Annotated in this window: 16 protein-coding genes; 3 read left to right on the top strand and 13 right to left on the bottom strand. The window is 66.1% G+C overall.

Annotated elements, in window-relative coordinates; all coding sequences use genetic code 11:
- Window positions 1–3: 3 nt before the first annotated feature.
- The 7 genes from rplQ to TV39_RS15255 all read right to left on the bottom strand — a co-directional run bounded on the left by rplQ (window position 4) and on the right by TV39_RS15255 (window position 4,358).
- Window positions 4–609 carry a 50S ribosomal protein L17 gene (gene rplQ / locus TV39_RS15225; protein ID WP_043482991.1) on the bottom strand — a complete coding sequence of 202 codons (606 nt, stop codon included), beginning with the start codon at window positions 607–609 and terminating at the stop codon, window positions 4–6.
- Between the two features lie 77 nt (window positions 610–686).
- The gene (locus TV39_RS15230) at window positions 687–1,697 is read right to left on the bottom strand and encodes a DNA-directed RNA polymerase subunit alpha (protein ID WP_011692778.1); all 1,011 of its coding nucleotides are present in this window, start codon (window positions 1,695–1,697) and stop codon (window positions 687–689) included.
- 132 nt (window positions 1,698–1,829) lie between these two features.
- On the bottom strand, window positions 1,830–2,231 hold the full coding sequence (rpsK, locus tag TV39_RS15235; RefSeq protein ID WP_011692779.1) for a 30S ribosomal protein S11: 402 nt from the start codon (window positions 2,229–2,231) through the stop codon (window positions 1,830–1,832).
- Window positions 2,232–2,275: 44 nt separating this feature from the next.
- On the bottom strand, window positions 2,276–2,653 hold the full coding sequence (gene rpsM / locus TV39_RS15240; RefSeq protein ID WP_011692780.1) for a 30S ribosomal protein S13: 378 nt from the start codon (window positions 2,651–2,653) through the stop codon (window positions 2,276–2,278).
- Window positions 2,654–2,834: 181 nt separating this feature from the next.
- Window positions 2,835–2,948, bottom strand: a complete 114-nt coding sequence (gene rpmJ / locus TV39_RS15245) for a 50S ribosomal protein L36 (protein WP_009358722.1) — start codon at window positions 2,946–2,948, stop codon at window positions 2,835–2,837.
- Between the two features lie 69 nt (window positions 2,949–3,017).
- Window positions 3,018–3,239 carry a translation initiation factor IF-1 gene (gene infA, locus TV39_RS15250; protein ID WP_009358723.1) on the bottom strand — a complete coding sequence of 74 codons (222 nt, stop codon included), beginning with the start codon at window positions 3,237–3,239 and terminating at the stop codon, window positions 3,018–3,020.
- Between the two features lie 153 nt (window positions 3,240–3,392).
- Window positions 3,393–4,358, bottom strand: a complete 966-nt coding sequence (locus tag TV39_RS15255; RefSeq protein ID WP_043482994.1) for a P1 family peptidase — start codon at window positions 4,356–4,358, stop codon at window positions 3,393–3,395.
- 256 nt (window positions 4,359–4,614) lie between these two features.
- On the opposite strand from TV39_RS15255, the gene TV39_RS15260 reads away from it, so the two are divergent.
- The 3 genes from TV39_RS15260 to TV39_RS15270 all read left to right on the top strand — a co-directional run bounded on the left by TV39_RS15260 (window position 4,615) and on the right by TV39_RS15270 (window position 7,863).
- The gene (locus tag TV39_RS15260) at window positions 4,615–5,565 is read left to right on the top strand and encodes a carbohydrate ABC transporter permease (RefSeq protein WP_200891031.1); all 951 of its coding nucleotides are present in this window, start codon (window positions 4,615–4,617) and stop codon (window positions 5,563–5,565) included.
- Complete coding sequence (locus TV39_RS15265; protein ID WP_043482999.1) at window positions 5,562–6,416, top strand: carbohydrate ABC transporter permease; 855 nt, start codon at window positions 5,562–5,564, stop codon at window positions 6,414–6,416. Before TV39_RS15260 ends, TV39_RS15265 begins: the two co-directional genes overlap by 4 nt.
- A gap of 100 nt (window positions 6,417–6,516) precedes the next feature.
- Complete coding sequence (locus TV39_RS15270; RefSeq protein ID WP_043483001.1) at window positions 6,517–7,863, top strand: ABC transporter substrate-binding protein; 1,347 nt, start codon at window positions 6,517–6,519, stop codon at window positions 7,861–7,863.
- 109 nt (window positions 7,864–7,972) lie between these two features.
- Here the strand turns inward: TV39_RS15270 and map are convergent, their stop codons facing one another.
- The 6 genes from map to TV39_RS15300 are packed head-to-tail and all read right to left on the bottom strand — an operon-like array spanning window position 7,973 to window position 14,541.
- Entirely contained in the window at window positions 7,973–8,800 is an 828-nt protein-coding gene (gene map / locus TV39_RS15275; protein ID WP_043483003.1) for a type I methionyl aminopeptidase, read from the bottom strand.
- A gap of 37 nt (window positions 8,801–8,837) precedes the next feature.
- A complete protein-coding gene (locus TV39_RS15280) occupies window positions 8,838–9,749 on the bottom strand; it encodes an NAD-dependent epimerase/dehydratase family protein (protein WP_043483004.1) in 912 nt (303 codons plus the stop codon).
- A complete protein-coding gene (locus TV39_RS15285) occupies window positions 9,746–11,494 on the bottom strand; it encodes a class I adenylate-forming enzyme family protein (RefSeq protein ID WP_052500591.1) in 1,749 nt (582 codons plus the stop codon). Before TV39_RS15285 ends, TV39_RS15280 begins: the two co-directional genes overlap by 4 nt.
- Window positions 11,484–12,686 carry a cytochrome P450 gene (locus TV39_RS15290; protein ID WP_235347409.1) on the bottom strand — a complete coding sequence of 401 codons (1,203 nt, stop codon included), beginning with the start codon at window positions 12,684–12,686 and terminating at the stop codon, window positions 11,484–11,486. The genes TV39_RS15285 and TV39_RS15290 overlap by 11 nt, the downstream gene beginning before the upstream one ends.
- Window positions 12,683–13,510, bottom strand: coding sequence for a glycosyltransferase (locus tag TV39_RS15295; protein WP_235347410.1), 828 nt, complete (start codon window positions 13,508–13,510; stop codon window positions 12,683–12,685). Before TV39_RS15295 ends, TV39_RS15290 begins: the two co-directional genes overlap by 4 nt.
- Complete coding sequence (locus tag TV39_RS15300) at window positions 13,507–14,541, bottom strand: 3-oxoacyl-ACP synthase III family protein (RefSeq protein WP_043483005.1); 1,035 nt, start codon at window positions 14,539–14,541, stop codon at window positions 13,507–13,509. Before TV39_RS15300 ends, TV39_RS15295 begins: the two co-directional genes overlap by 4 nt.
- Between the last annotated feature and the right edge of the window lie 153 nt (window positions 14,542–14,694).

The following is a 14,694-nucleotide window of genomic DNA, read 5'->3' on the forward strand; positions in this document are numbered from 1 at the left end:
GAATTACTTCGCGTCCTTTTCCTCAGCAGCAGACTTTTCAGCAGCTTCCTCAGCGGCCGGGGCCTCTTCGGTTTCAGCAGCCTCGGCCTTGGGGGCCTCGGCAGCTTCGGCTTCCGGAGCAGCTTCGGTCTCAGCGACCTCAGCCTCGGCGGGAGCTTCTTCTGCAACAGGAGCAGCAGCGGCTTCCTTCTTGTCGGCGTCGCGCTTGGCAGCGGACGTAGCCTCGGCTACGACGGCCTGCTTGGCGGAAACCGGCTCGAGGACCAGTTCGATGACAGCCATGGGAGCGTTGTCGCCCTTGCGGTTGCCGATCTTGGTGATGCGGGTGTAGCCGCCATCGCGGTTCTCCACTGCCTGTGCAATGTCGGTGAACAGCTCGTGGACGACGCCCTTGTTGCTGATCAGGCCGAGTACACGACGGCGGGAAGCGAGGTCGCCGCGCTTGGCGAAGGTCACCAGACGCTCTGCGTACGGCTTCAGGCGCTTGGCCTTGGTCACCGTGGTGGTGATCCGCTTGTGCTCGAACAGTGCTGCTGCCAGGTTCGCGAGCATAAGACGCTCGTGAGCCGGGCCGCCTCCGAGGCGCGGACCCTTAGTGGGGGTAGGCATAATTGTTTCTCCTCATATGGAAGCCGGTGGGCTGCGCACAACGTGGTGCATCCAGCCAGCCGGCCAAGATCTGCTTGTTAGAGCTCGTCGTCGCTGAACGCGGCGTCGTCCTCTTCGATGGCTGCGGCGCGTGCTGCCAGGTCGAAACCGGGAGGCGAGTCCTTGAGGGACAGACCCAGTTCAACCAGCTTGGCCTTGACCTCGTCGATGGACTTCGCACCGAAGTTACGGATGTCCATCAGGTCGGCCTCGGAGCGGGCAACGAGTTCACCCACGGTGTGGATGCCCTCACGCTTGAGGCAGTTGTAGGAACGGACGGTGAGGTCCAGATCCTCGATCGGCAGGGCCATGTCAGCTGCCAGGGCAGCGTCAGTCGGCGACGGGCCAATCTCGATACCTTCAGCTGCGGTGTTCAGCTCGCGGGCCAGACCGAACAGTTCCACCAGGGTGGTGCCTGCGGAAGCAACGGCATCGCGCGGGGCGATGGCCTGCTTGGTCTCGACGTCGACAATCAGCTTGTCGAAGTCAGTGCGCTGCTCAACACGGGTGGCTTCCACGCGGAAAGTAACCTTCAGCACCGGCGAGTAGATCGAGTCGACCGGGATACGGCCGATCTCGGAATCGCCGGACTTGTTCTGAGCTGCCGAAACGTAGCCGCGGCCGCGCTCGATGGTCAGTTCGAGTTCGAACTTGCCCTTCGAGTTCAGCGTGGCAATGTGCAGATCCGGGTTGTGGAATTCGACGCCGGCCGGCGGAGCGATGTCCGCGGCGGTGACGACTCCCGGGCCCTGCTTGCGCAGGTAAGCAACAACCGGCTCGTCGTGCTCGGAGGAAACCGACAGGTTCTTGATGTTCAGGATGATCTCGGTGACATCTTCCTTGACACCCGGAACCGTGGTGAACTCGTGCAGCACGCCATCGATCCGGATGCTGGTTACAGCAGCGCCCGGGATGGAGGAGAGCAGGGTACGGCGGAGGGAGTTTCCGAGAGTGTATCCAAAGCCCGGCTCCAGCGGTTCAATGATGAAACGGGAGCGGTTTTCGGAGACGACCTCTTCAGAGAGGGTGGGGCGCTGTGCAATGAGCACTTAGGTTTCCTTTCGGCGAGCATCCGCTATATGACGCAACACAGGTGGTGGAAATTCGGTCTGAAGACTTAACGCGGCTGGGCCTGCCCGGACCCGTGAAGGTCCGGGCAAGCTGCAGCTGCTGGAAACGTCTTAGACGCGGCGGCGCTTCGGCGGGCGGCAGCCGTTGTGCGCGGCGGGGGTGACGTCCTGGATGGAGCCAACCTCCAGGCCGGCGGCCTGCAGCGAGCGGATTGCGGTTTCGCGGCCCGAACCCGGTCCCTTGACGAACACGTCAACCTTCTTCAGGCCGTGCTCCTGGGCGCGCTTTGCAGCAGCTTCGGCAGCCATCTGGGCAGCGAACGGGGTGGACTTACGTGAGCCCTTGAAGCCAACCTCACCGGCAGAAGCCCAGGAGATGACAGCACCGTTCGGATCCGTGATGGAAACGATGGTGTTGTTAAAGGTGCTCTTGATGTGCGCCTGGCCCAGCGCGATATTCTTCTTGTCCTTCTTACGCGGCTTGCGAACCGCGCCACGAGTCTTCGGGGGCATTATTTCTCCTACAGAAAGTTATGGGGGAAAGCAGAACGCTGTGTTTAGCGTCCGGCCTTCTTCTTGCCGGCGACGGTACGCTTCGGGCCCTTGCGGGTACGAGCGTTGGTCTTCGTACGCTGACCGCGTACGGGCAGGCCCTTGCGGTGACGCAGGCCTTCGTAGCTGCCGATTTCAACCTTGCGGCGGATATCAGCGGCCACTTCGCGGCGAAGGTCACCCTCAACCTTGTAGTTGCCTTCAATGTAGTCACGCAGCTCAACCAGCTGTGCGTCAGTCAGGTCCTTGACCCGAACGTCAGCGCTGATGCCGGTAGCAGCCAGGGTTTCGTGTGCACGGGTCTTGCCCACGCCGTAGATGTAAGTAAGCGCAATTTCCAACCGCTTTTCGCGGGGAATGTCTACGCCAGCGAGACGAGCCATAGTGGCGGTACTCCTTGTATAAACCGGAGGTCGTAGGCAGTACACCCGCACTTTCAGTGCGGCCCCAGCCTCCGACCGGGGGTTAGCTGTCCGGGCTCTGTCGAGCTAATGTCCCAGTTCAGCTTGTGCTGCCTTTATTTACTTGCGTGGGTTAGCAACCCAGGGTTTCCCGTGAAGGAAATTAGCCCTGGCGCTGCTTGTGGCGCGGGTTCTCGCAGATCACCATGACCCGGCCATTACGGCGGATCACTTTGCACTTTTCGCAGATCTGCTTGACGCTCGGCTTGACCTTCATGGCGTTCCTTTGCGTGTTGCAGTTGGTCTACTGGACCGGCCTTCGGCTAAAGCTCCGGCCGCCCAGCGTTTACTTGTAGCGGTAGACGATACGACCACGTGTGAGGTCGTACGGGCTCAGCTCCACCACTACCCGGTCCTCAGGGAGAATCCTGATGTAGTGCTGGCGCATTTTTCCAGAGATGTGCGCCAGAACGATGTGCTTGTTGGTGAGCTCAACGCGAAACATCGCATTAGGCAGCGCCTCAGTCACAACGCCCTCGATCTCAATGACCCCGTCCTTCTTGGCCATACCCTCCGCTAACTGTTGTTGTCACAGCCTCCCGGTTGGCACCGGACATGACTGCGAACGTTTTTGATTGATTGGCTTCTGCCTTACGACCGCAAAAGGGCACAAACAGGGCAGACAACCAACAGACAACACTACGCCATCTCGGCAGGAATGTTAAATCGGACCATGGTAGCGCACCACCGGCCCATATGCAGCAAATACCCCCGCCGGGGTTGAGACGCCTTCAGCCCGCGAAACGCCGTCCAGGATGGCTTCCGTCACGACGTCGGCGGCCGCGCTCTGCAGCGCAATGAGGCTGAACTGCCGGGGGACGTCGGTGCGGCTGTGAAGTTCGACGGCGCCGGTTGCCAGCGCGAACACGGTGTCACCGTCCGCCAAAGTGTGGGACGGGTTTAGCGCCCGGGCCAGCCCGGCATGGCAGGCAGAGGCGGTCCGTTTGCACTCCACCTTGTTCAGGACGGCGTTGGTGGCGACGACCACGAGGGTGGTGTTGAGGGGCGGCTGCTGGGCATCCCGGGTTTCGACGGGCTCAACTACCGACCGAACACCGACCGGCAGTCCCACTGCGTTGACGATCGCTAGTGCCCCTACAACCACGCCGTTGTCCAAGGTGATGGAGGCCGTGCCCACTCCCCCTTTATACGTCCCCCTGCCGAGGACGGCTCCGGTGCCGGCCCCCACGTTGCCGCGTTCGACGTCGCGCCCTTCCTCCTGGGCGGCAGCGGCGGCAGTTGCCGCGTAACCCATCTCCTCATCGGGGCGGGCGGAAAAGTCGCCGCCGCGGCCGAGGTCAAAGATGGCGGCAGCCGGGACGATCGGCACGATTCCGCCGGGCACGGCGAGTCCCCGGCCGTTGTCCTCGCACCAGCGCTGGGCCCCGCGCGCTGCGACGAGTCCATAGGCGCTGCCGCCGGTGAGCACCACGGCGTCCACCCGCTGCGAGAGCGTTGCCGGGTCCAGGGCATCCGTTTCGAAGGTGGCCGGGCCGCCGCCGCGGACATCAACGGAACCCACGGTTCCCGGCGGCGGCAGCACCACGGTCACCCCGGTGAGCCAGCCGCCGTCGGACTTCGCCAGGTGTCCCACCCGGATTCCGATGACATCGGTAATCGCTCCCATGGCTCCATTGTGCGCCCTCGCCAAACCGAGTGTCCGCTCCCACGAACTTAGCGACCCGCGGAACCAAGTCCTGCCGTGAAAACAAACGTCATGTAATACTGCAAGCAACACAGCGTTAACGGGCAAGGAAGCCTTGACTAACAATCCTCTGACGAGGGCTTGTGCGGGATTCTGCCCACCAACCATGTGGTGAAGTGAAGCTACCCCCCACATCCATCGGCCTGCCATCCGCGGGCCCGGAACCGTTAGAGACCGAATGACAAGACAACTGACCGACAGGCCGTCCGCCGTCGCGGAAGCCGGACCGGCCCTTCGGCGCCGGCCCAAATGGTCCGGAAGGACCCGCCGGGATTTCTTCGTATTTCTGGCCCTCGCACTGCCCAACCTGGTGCTGATCGGGGTCTTCACGTACCTCCCGCTCATCAACAACATCTACTACTCCACCCTGGATTGGACGCTGGGATCGGCGTCCGCCACCGTGGTGGGGCTGGACAACTACGTCACGTTCTTCACCAGTTCCGATGCCGCCAAGGTGCTTGGCACCACGGCCATCTTCACGCTGGTCACCGTTGGCGGCTCCATGGTGCTGGGCCTGCTGATCGCACTCGCGCTGAACTCCAAAGTCCGGGGCACCACCTTTGCCCGGTCCGCGGTTTTCGCCCCCTACGTGCTCAGCGGCGTCGGAGTGGGCCTGGTCTGGTTGTTCATCTTCGATCCCGGCTACGGCGTCCTGGCCTGGGTCCTCCGCGGCCTGGGCCAGCAAAGCCCGCAATGGATCAACGATCCCCAGCTCTCGCTGGTCATGGTGATCATCGTCTACGTATGGAAAAACCTGGGCTACTGCGCGGTGGTGTACCTCGCGGGGCTGCAGTCGCTCCCGCAGGACGTCATGGAGGCCGCCTCACTGGACGGCGCCAACGGGTTCCGGCGCTTCCTGAGCATGTCCGTGCCGCTGCTCTCCCCCACCACGTTCTTCCTGCTCATCACCACCATGCTCAGCTCGCTGCAGGCGTTTGACCTGATCAGGATCATGACTCCCCTGGGCAACGGCACCAGCACGCTGATCTACGAGGCCTACCTCCAGGCATTCGGTGCCTTCAACCGGGCCGGCTACTCGGCGTCCATCTCGGTAGTGCTCTTTGCCATCCTGCTCATCATCACCGTGCTGCAGCTGCGGTTCGTCGAACGGAAGGTGCATTACTCATGAGCACGCACCGGCCACTGTCCCGCGCCAACATTGTCCAGACCATTGCCGGCGGCTACATCCCGCTGATCCTGGCCACCCTGGTGGTGTTCCTTCCGCTGCTCTGGATGATCCTGAGCTCCTTCAAGCAGCCCGGCGAGATCATCACCATGGACCTGAAGATCGTCCCGGAGAGCCTGACCCTGGAGAACTACAACATCGCCATGACCACGGTGCCGTTCGCGCAGTTCTTCCTGAACAGCACCATCGTCACGCTGGTGGGCGCAACGGTCAAAGTGCTGCTGGCCATCCTCACCGCCTACGCCCTGGTGTTCGTTCGCTTCCCGTTCAAGAACGCCATCTTCGTGCTGATCCTCGTCGCCTTGATGGTTCCGCCGCAGGTGTCCATCCTGCCCAACTACATCCTGATCGCAGGGCTGGGCGGAAAGAACACCCTCTGGGGCATCATCCTGCCCGGCCTGGGAACCGCCTTCGGCACCTTCCTGCTGCGGCAGCACTTCATGACGCTGCCGGCCTCCATCCTCGAATCCGCAGAGATCGACGGCGCGGGCCACTGGCGCAGGCTCTGGCGGATCGTGGTCCCGGTGTCCGTCCCCTCGATCGCCACCGTTGCCCTGGTCACCGTGGTCAGCGAGTGGAACGACTACATCTGGCCGCTCATCATCACGGACCGCCCGGAAACCATGACCCTTCCGGTGGGCCTGACGCTGCTGCAGAACTCCGAAGGCAACGGGTCCGGCTGGGGCATCCTCATGGCCGGCGCCGTGCTGGTGATCGTCCCCATCCTGGTGGTGTTCGCGGCACTCCAGCGCTACATCGTGGCCGGCCTCACCCAAGGCAGCGTCACCGGCTAGGGGCCGCCTTGTCCGGCGCGCCAGTGCTTTCCCAGCACCACCCGTCATCCAATCCGTACAACGAGTCAGCATGAGCAAACCACCTTTGAGAGGATCCACAATGGGCATGAATCTTGACCGCAGGCATTTCCTGGGGCTTGCCGGCGCAGGAGCCGGCGCCGCTGCACTGGCAGCGTGCGGCGGCCCGTCCACCGGCGGCAACACCCCTGCCAGCGAAGCCGCCGAGATCGACTTCAGCGGCGTCAAGCCGGCCGCGTCCATCGACTTCTGGACCAACCACCCGGGCAAATCCCAGGACGTGGAAAAATCCATCATCGCGAAGTTCCACGCCAAGTTCCCCGACATCAAGGTGAACCTGGTGACTGCGGGCGCCAACTACGAGGAAATCGCCCAGAAGTTCCAGACCTCGCAGGCGGCCAAGGAAGCCCTGCCGGGCGTTGTGGTGCTCTCCGACGTCTGGTGGTTCCGTTACTTCTCCAACGGCAACATCATCCCGTTGGACGGCCTCGTCAAGCAGCTGGACATCAAGGTGGACGACTTCCAGAAGTCCCTTGTGGCGGACTACCGGTACGACGACAAGCAGTGGGCCCTCCCCTACGGCCGGTCCACGCCGCTGTTCTACTACAACAAGGACCACTTCAAGGCGGCCGGGCTCCCGGACCGGGCACCGAAAACCTGGCAGGAGTTCGCCGAGTGGGCACCGAAGCTGAAGGCCAGCTCGGGCGCGCAGTACGCCTACATCTACCCGGCGCTGGCGGGCTACGCGGGCTGGACCCTGCAGAACAACCTCTGGGGCTGGGGCGGCAGCTGGTCCAATGAGTGGACCATCAACTGCGACTCGGCCGAATCCGTCGAGGCACTCCAGTGGGCCCAGGACTCCATCTACAAGGACGGCTGGGCCGGTGTTTCCTCGAAGGAAGCGGCTGACGACTTCGCGGCCGGGATCACCTCCTCCACCATCTCGTCCACCGGCTCACTGCTGGGTGTGCTGAAGTCCGCCAAGTTCAACGTGGGCGTGGGCTTCCTGCCGGGCGGCCCCAAGGTGGAAAGCGGCGTGTGCCCCACGGGCGGCGCCGGCCTGGGCATCCCCAGCGGCGTGAGCAAGGAGGTGCAGCTGGCCGCAGGCACGTTCCTGAAGTTCATGACCGAGCCGGAAAGCACCGCGGAATTCTCTGCGGCAACGGGCTACATGCCTACCCGTGTTTCGGCCGACATGACTTCGGTGCTGGCCAAGACGCCGCAGATCAAGACAGCCATGGACCAGCTCTCGGTCACCCGGGTCCAGGACAACGCCCGCGTGTTCCTGCCGGGCGCAGACCAGGAAATGGCCAAGGCCGCGGCGAAGATCCTCACCCAGCAGGGCGACGTCAAGGCCACCATGACCGCACTGAAGTCCACGCTGGAGGGCATCTACACGAAGGACGTCAAGCCCAAGCTCAAGAGCTGACGCTGGCGTTCCGGACGCCCCTTCGGTCCCGCGACGCACAAAATCCCTGGGGACACCGGAATTCCGGTGTCGCCAGGGATTTTCTGTGTCGCCAGCGTTATTCGCGAGCCTACGGGATCGGGACCGGGACCACGCCCAGCGGCGCAAGCCGCGCCGCACCGCCGTCGGGCGCCGAGAGAACCCAGATGCCCTTTTCGTGGACGGCCACCGAGTGCTCCCACTGGCACGAGCGCTTGCCGTCCGTGGTGACCACGGTCCAGTCGTCCGCGAGAACGGCGGTCTCGATGCTGCCGCGGACCAGCATGGGTTCAATGGCCAGGCACAGTCCGGGGCGGATCTTGGGTCCGCGGTGGCTGGTCCGGTAGTTCAGCACGTCCGGCGCCATGTGCATTTCGGAGCCGATGCCGTGGCCCACGTAGTCTTCCAGGATGCCCAGCGGCTTGCCCGGGACGGAGGAGACGTAGTCGTCCACGGCGCAGCCGATGTCCCCCACGAACTTTCCGGTGGCCAGGGCCGCGATGCCGCGCCACATGGCTTCCTCGGTGACTTCGGACAACCGGACGTCCTCGGGATCGGGCGTCCCCACGATCACGGTGCGGGCGGAGTCGGAGTGCCAGCCGTCCACGATCGCGCCGCCGTCGATCGAGATGATGTCGCCGTCCTTCAGCACACGGCTACCCGGGATCCCGTGGACCACTTCCTCGTTGACGGAGGTGCAGATGGTGGCCGGGAACCCGTGGTAGCCGCGGAAGTTGGACTTGGCGCCTGCCTCGTCCAGGACCGCAGCGAATACCGCGTCCAGCTGCGCCGTGGTGGCACCGGGAACGGCCGCCGCCGCCGCCGCGTCCAGGGCTCGGCTCAGGACCAGGCCGGCCTCGTGCATGATCCGCATTTGGGCGTTGGTCTTGTATTCGATCCGGGGCTGTCCGAATGCCATGTATACCTCAGTACTTCGTCTCGCGGGCGGGATGCGTTCATCCCAGGTCTCTGATCCATTCTCCCGCACCCGCGAAGCTGCTCGGGACAGGGACAACGCCAAGCTCCTCCCGCAGGCGTCGCGTGGAGTAGGTGCGCTCGAAGCCAAGCTGGCTCACGGCGTAGCGCGTGAGCCTCGGCGGCTTGCGTGTCACGCCTGCCATCGCTTCGAGGGACGCCGCCAGCGTCATTGCCGCACGCATCGGGATGAAGCCGAGTTCGACGTCGGAACGGCCGGTGTTGTCCAGTACCTCCCGAAGGACCTGGCCGAGTGCCACCGGCCGGTGGTCGGCAACGTTGACGGGGCCGGTCGCCTCCGAGGTGCAGGCGGCGAGCGCCGCCCGGGCCAGGTTGCCTACGGACGTCAGCTGGTGCCGTACATCCGGTCCCCCGACGCTCAGCAGCCGGTTATGGTTCACATTGCTGATGAGACGGGGCAGAAGCGTCCGGTCCCCCGGGCCGTACACCCCGTGCGGCCGGAGGATCAGCGCATTGCCGTGCCGCGCAGCCGCGGCCTCCGCCATGGCTTTCGACCCGGAGTAGGCGTTCAGGTACCGTCCCGCGACCGGGTCCTCCGGCCGGCCCACGCACGGCTGCCACCACGGGTAGACGCTGGAGCTTGAAATGTGGACCAGCCGCGCTTGCGGGAAGGTCGCCGCAACGGCCTCAGTCCCGTGCACGTTGACTCGGTGGAACAGCTGCGCCGGACCCCAGTCCGCCACGTGCGCGCCGGCATGCACGACGGCGTCGATCACCGGCGGCGATGACAGTTCCCCGGCGCCGAGGTCCCACACCCGCTGGCCCGGGAGCTGGCGCCGGCCGTACCGGATCACTTCCCAGCCGCGCTCCTCCGCAGCCGCAGCAACAGCTCCGCCGACGAAACCGCTGGCCCCGGTCACGGCGATCCTCATGGCGTCCCTTCCGGCTGCCGGTCTTGTGACCGCAGGTCTTCGAAAAGAGCCCTCAGGGCAATGCGGTCGGGTTTGCGGTGCCGGCCGGAAACCGGCAGCCGGGGCAGGATTTCGATCCGGTCCGGGCGCGCCGATTCGTCGATGAGTTTCGGCAGCTGCCGGCGCAGCGCCTGCTGGAGCGCCTCATGGTTACGTCCGTGCTGCGGTTCGACGGCGAGCCACACCGCTTCGTCGCCGATCCCGTCCGGAACGCCGACCATCACGGCCTGGGCCACGCCGTCGATGCCGGCGATGACGGGCTCGAACAGGCCGGGGTAAATGTTGGTCTTGCCGCGGATGATCATGTCCTTCTTGCGCCCCAGCAGGACCAGCCGGCCGTTGTCCACCCTCGCGAGGTCTCCTGTGGCGTGCTCGTCCATGGCGTCCTCGCCAAGGTAGCCCAGGCACATGTTCGGCCCGGAGACCATCAGCTCGTGGTCGTCCGCCACCCGGATGCGGACGCCCGGCAGCGGTCCGCCGAGGTAATCGCCCTCGCCGGAGCCGTCCGGGGTCCGGAATTCCGCGGTGCGTCCGGAAGCGAAGTCCAGCTTCTCCTGCCCGTCCGCGATCGCGATGGGCAGCACTTCGGTCATCCCGTAGATGCAGTGGAAGCGCACTCCGGGCAGGAGCCGGGCAGCACGCTCCAGGAACGGGGCCAGCACGGGGGCGGCGCCCAGCATCACCGTGGTCAGGGTGCGCGGCCACAGCAGCTGTCCTGATTCCACGGCGTCAAGGATCGGCGCCAGCTGCGAGGGTACAAGGAACACGTGGGTTGCCGCCTGCTGCCGGGGCGAGGACCCCAGCTCGGCCGCGAACCGCAGCGGATCGATTGCAGCGGACAAGCCGTACGCCGGCATGGTCCAGTGTGCGCCGGCGATCAGGGCGGGCAGGCCCATCATCAGCTGCTCCGAGTGGATGCGATCGCCGGCGGCGAATGTGCAGCGTGCGCTCAACTGGCCAAAGCCGGCTGCCAGGGTCCCGCGGCTGTGCACCACGCCTTTGGGATGCCCGGTGGTGCCGGAGGTGAAGATGATGACCGCCTCCTGGTCCGGTGCTGCCTCGACGGCCGGCAACCCGTCCGGCCGGCCGCCGTCGTCCTCGGCGCCGCCGTCGTGGCCGCCGTCGTCCTCGATGCCACCGGGAGTAGCGCTGCGGAACAGGGCACGGATGTTGGTGGACTTCAGCGGGACCCCCGGAAGCCACGGACCGGAGTGGAAGTGCCGGACCTTCATGGCGCCATAGTCCGGAAGGAGCAGGCCGCGCCGCCGCGCAAGCGGCCGCAGCGGGCCGCGCGCGCTGAGCGCATAAAGCAGCGACTCGGAGGCCGCCCACCGCGGGGATGCCAACGCCCTCCTGTTCCGGAACAATGCGGGGCCCACCCCGGGATCGATGAACACGATGGCCCCGCCTGCCCGGACGGCAGCCAGTGCGAGCGTGAATGCCGCCGGCCCCGGCCGCACCGAAAACAACAGCCGCTCCCCTGGACCGAAGCCCTCACGCCGCAGGCCCGCAGCAGTGGATTCAATCCCGGCAGCGAGGTCCCGGTAGCTGATGGTTTTTCCCGGCTTGGCGCCGCGCCTGCCACCACGTCTGCCGGGTGCCGTGATGGCCGGATGGTCCGGGTATTTCGCGGCAGTCTCGTACACGGCGGCAATGAGGTCGTCCGGGAGCTTGGCGGGCAGGTCAGCGGGCAGGTCAGTCGGCACGGGTCAGCTCCAGTGACTTGTAGTGCGGGATGAGCACGTTCCGGCTGACGGCGCGGGAGCGGATGCGCCACGGGTCCCGGCTGTGCTCGTCCAGCAGCAAAGCGAGGGCGCAGTTGATTTCGGCCATCGCCAGCGGCATGCCGATGCAGAAGTGGGCGCCCGCCCCAAACCACAACTGCCGGGCCGCGGCCGGGATGGGCGTCCCCGGGTCAAAGCCGCCCAGGCTCTTGACCGCGTGCACGGTGGACAACAGGATGCGGTCCCCCGGCCCGATCCGCACGCCGCCGAGCCGGCCGGCCGTTGTCGCCTCGCGCAGCATCATCGGCGACGGCGCGGTGTACCGCAGGCCCTCGTTGACGGCGTCCGGTAGGCCACTGCGGTCAGCTGCCAGCGCGGGCAACATGCCGCCGTCGAACAGCATCGCGGCGAGCCGCGGAACATAGGACACCAGGGTTTCGGTTCCGGCAATCACAAAGGCGCTGACAATCCCCACCGCTTCGTCCTCGCTGAGTCCCAGGACCCTCAGGCGGCCCGGAAAGGTGGACGGGTCGTCGCCGCGGTACGCGTTGCGGACGGGTCCGGCCAGGATTTCGACGGCGGCCTTCGCCTCTGAGATCTGCGGCAGCGTCAGGCGTGGCCGCCCCAACCTCACCAGGGAAGTGATGGAGGTGCCCAGGTTGAAGAGTTCGGTGTCCGGCAGGCGTCCGGGCGCATCGTCCGGGACGCCCAGCAGCCTGCTAACCACTCCCCCTGACAGCTCTTTCACGAGTCCGACGAACTCCACCGAGCCGCCGTTGTCCAGCCCCGCGGCCAGGCGTTCGCGCAGCCGATCGCCCGCCGGGGCCACGATCGCCTGAACGGCGCGCGGACTGAACAGGCCGTTGAGGCGGCGCCGCAAGTCCAAGTGCTCCTCCCCGTGCATGTTCAGCAGGGCACGCGGACCCACCACGGGAGTCCACAGTGCACCGGAAGCCCTGGCGCCGGACTTTGAATAACCGGCATCCATCAGGACTTCCCGGACCAGCGAGGCCTCACTGACCAGCACCCCCAGGCCGGGCACCCGCACAACGGGCCGTAGCTTCCCCAGTCCGCGGATCAGCGGATAGGCCACAGGATGGGCTGCGGTGTGCAGCCGCCGCTCCCACGCGGCCAGGTCTCCCCTGGCTGCCGCCTTGGCCGTGGTTGCGCTCACCGGATGTCCACGTGGTCGGGGCGGAACCGGTGGTCGGCGTACCAGGCGAGCGTGTTGGGCAGGCCCCAGGCCTTGACCCTGCGGGAGGATCCGAACACCACCACGTTGCGCCGGAGGGCGTACGACCGCGTCAGCTTGCGGACCTGGTTGGAGAGCGCACGGTCCTCATGCAGCTCCTCGATGCTGGTCCGGGGAAAACCGCCTGCCCGCAGGTACAGCTCCGCGGTGATGGCCATGTTGCAGCCGGGCAGCATCTGGTAGGGCCCCAGGTAGCCCTCCCCCCTGTTGCCGGGGCGGATGCGGCCAAAGAACGACGCAACCTCCACGGCCAGCAGCATCAGCCAGCGGCTGCCCCGGCCCAGGCCTTCATCCAGCCGCGGATTTAGCTGCCCGGCGATCATTTCCAGGCCGTCGTCGAACGCTTCCATGATGCGCCGGGTCCAGTCCGCGGCCGGGAGGCAGTCCGCGTCAGTGCGGGCCAACCAGCGGGCACCGTTCAGCGCGCCGAAGCGCATGCCGGTATCGGCAGCGGCGCCGGTCCCCTTGTGGGCCTCGTGCACCAGCCGGATGTCCATTGCGGGGTGCATCCGGGCGTAATCCGCCACGATTGCCGTGGTGGCATCCGTGGACCCGTTGTCCACCACCACGAGCGTGAAGTCTTGGTGCAGCTGCCCAGCCAGGGCCTGCAGCGATTGGCGGATCAGCTTCTCCTCGTTGAGTGCCGGCATCGCGACACACAGCGCCCGCACCGGCGGTTCGGTACCGGGCACCGGCGGTTCGGTGCCGGGCACCGGCGGTTCGGTGCCAGAGGGCGGCCGCGTCACAGCCGCACCACGGCGATGCCCAGGCTGACGCCGCCGGCAAGCCCCACCAGCGCCACCAGGTCGCCGGGCCCGCACCGGCCCAAGTCCTGCGCCACCTTAAGCTGCAGCGGCAGGCTTACCGAGGCCATATTGCCGTAGTCCTCGACTGTCCTCACGAGCTTGTCCTCCGGCACTCCGGCTCCGCGCGCAAAGATGTCCCGGTACGGGGCACTGACCTGGTGGACGCAGACGACGGCGAAGTCCGCCCACGCCAGGCCAAGCCGCTGCAGGGTCTCATCCAGGATGCCCCTCCCCAGGTCCAGGAACGCGTCCTTGAGTTTTTCGCCGTCCATGCTGAAATACGTCGCCTCGGGATCCCGCGGGGCTACGGACCCGCCGGCGGCCAGTGTTCCCACGGCCCAGTGGCTGCTCTTGGCGGTAAAGCCCATTCCCAGCACCCGGGACCCTGCGTCATCGCGGGGGTCTGCCGGTTCCAGCAGCAAGGCACATCCGGCGTCGCTCATGGTGTACCCCGGAAAGGACGCCGCGAAGGTTTCCTGGTCCGGAACGGACCACCGTACGGCGCGGGAAGGCGACTCCCCGCTGACCAGGAGCACGCGCCGGTAGCGGCCGGCCCCGATCAGGGCGTCGGCCACCTCCAGGCCGTTAAGAATGCTGTTGCAGGCGTTCTTGATGTCCATCACCGGGCAGGCCATACCCAGTTTCGCGGCCACCATGTGGCCGGTGGCCGGCTCCACCATGTCCTGGCTCGCCGAAGCAAACAGTAGGAGGTCGACGTCGGCGGGCTGGAGTCCGCGGTCCGCCAGCAGTTTCGCGGCGGCTACAGCCGCAAGGTCCGAGGCCTGCTCGGTCCCGGCCATCACCGACCGCGTCCGGATTCCCGTCAGCCGGCCGATCAGGCCCCTCGGCACACGGAAACCGGGGCTGGCGGCAGCGAGCTGCTGCTCCATCTGCCCGGTGCCCAGCCGGCCCGGCGGCACATAGACTTCGAGGCCGGCGATCCTCGCCGCCCCCGTCAGGGTCTGGTTCATGCAGTATCTCCCCACAGACAATGCGTCCGGTGATGCCCGGCTCCCGGTCCTCGTCGCTTGACCGCTCCGCCGGCGTCGCCGCCCGAAACGGCGCCTCCACCAACTACGCATCAAGCAACGACGCGCCACAACAGGAAGGGCGCGTCCCGTACT

The organism is Arthrobacter sp. SPG23 (assembly GCF_000876655.1).
In the GTDB taxonomy this organism is placed as follows: domain Bacteria; phylum Actinomycetota; class Actinomycetes; order Actinomycetales; family Micrococcaceae; genus Arthrobacter.